The sequence below is a fragment of the Kitasatospora sp. NPDC001225 genome (assembly GCF_053597855.1).
Genome location: NZ_JBSFJC010000466.1, coordinates 1 through 1263, shown reverse-complemented (window position 1 = coordinate 1263; position 1263 = coordinate 1). Strand labels below are relative to the sequence as shown.

Annotated in this window: 2 protein-coding genes; both read right to left on the bottom strand. The window is 73.4% G+C overall.

Annotation, left to right across the window (positions count from 1 at the left end):
• A partial coding sequence (locus ACWDCZ_RS41500; protein WP_449818748.1) for an alpha/beta hydrolase family protein occupies positions 1 to 504 on the bottom strand: 504 nt, incomplete at its 3' end.
• A 94-nt stretch (positions 505 to 598) separates the two neighbouring features.
• The coding region (locus ACWDCZ_RS41495) for an MFS transporter (RefSeq protein ID WP_449818747.1) at positions 599 to 1263 on the bottom strand (665 nt) is incomplete at its 5' end.

Sequence of the window (1263 nt, the reverse complement as noted above, 5' to 3'; positions counted from 1 at the left end):
AGCAGCACCGAGCACCACCCAGCACCACCCGAGCACCGCTGAGTCCCACGCAGCCTGGCTGGCGCCCCAGAGCCCGATCCGGTTCGGGTCGATCCTGGGCTGGGCCTTGGCCCAGCGGATCGCGGCGAGGGTCTCGTCGACGCGGTCCTGCATGCTCTGGTCCAGCCAGTCGCCGGGGGCGTTGTTGACGCCGGGCTTGTCCCAGGAGAGCGTCGCGTACCCGGCCTTCGCCATGGCCTCCCAGAGCGGCCGGTAGAAGGTGTCGTGGGTGGCGTCCACGGGCCCGTCGCCGTGGACGAAGACCACCAGTCCGTACGGCCCGTGGCCGCCGGTGGGGCGGGCCAGGACGCCCTGGAGCGGCTGCCTGCCGCCGGTGACGGTGACCCGCTCCTCCGTGAGGTCGTACTCGTTCTGGTAGACCACCCAGCCGCCCGCGCCGGCCAGCAGCACGGCCACGGACAGCAGTGAGCCCCAGAGCCACCGGCGCCTGCCGAACATCTTCATAGCGTCCACTCACCAATCGTTTGTTTCGAACACGACCGTAGCAGATATGAACGCAATGAGGTGATCGTCTTTCCCGCCGCCTACCCGGAGGCGGTCACCGCCCGACCGGCGCCGTCCCGGCCTCGGGAGCCACCCGCTCCGACACCACCGGCTCCGGGAGCGTCCGGAACAGCGCCCAGCTCAGCACCGGCATCAGCACCAGCGGCAGCAGCGCCGTACGCAGCGAGGTCGCGTCCGCGAGAGCGCCGATCACCGGGCTCGCCAACCCGCCGACGCTCACCGTCAGTCCGAGGGTGATCCCGCTCGCCGTACCGATCCGCGACGGCAGGTAGTCCTGCCCCAGCGTGACCTGCAGGGAGAACGGCACGTACAGGCCCGCCGAGGTCAGCGCCACGAACAGGTACAGCGCCGGGCCCGGCACCAGCAGCACCCCGGCCACCGCGACCGCCGCCACCAGGTACGACCAGCGGGCCACCGCCACCCGCCCCCACCGGTCCGCCAGCGCGCCGCCCAGCACCGAGCCCACCGCGCCGCCCGCGTACAGCACCACCAGCGCCGCCGTGCCCGCCGCCGCACCGCCGCCCAGGCGCTGGGTGGTGAACAGCGAGAGGAAGGTGCTCAGCCCGACGAACGCGACCGAGCGGCAGACCACCGCCAACGACAGCCGCACGAAGGCCGCCCGGTCGTCGGCCCCCGGAACCGGCTCGCGCGCCTCCCCGGCCGCCCGCCGCCGCTCCAGCTCGCGCAGCACCGGCAGGC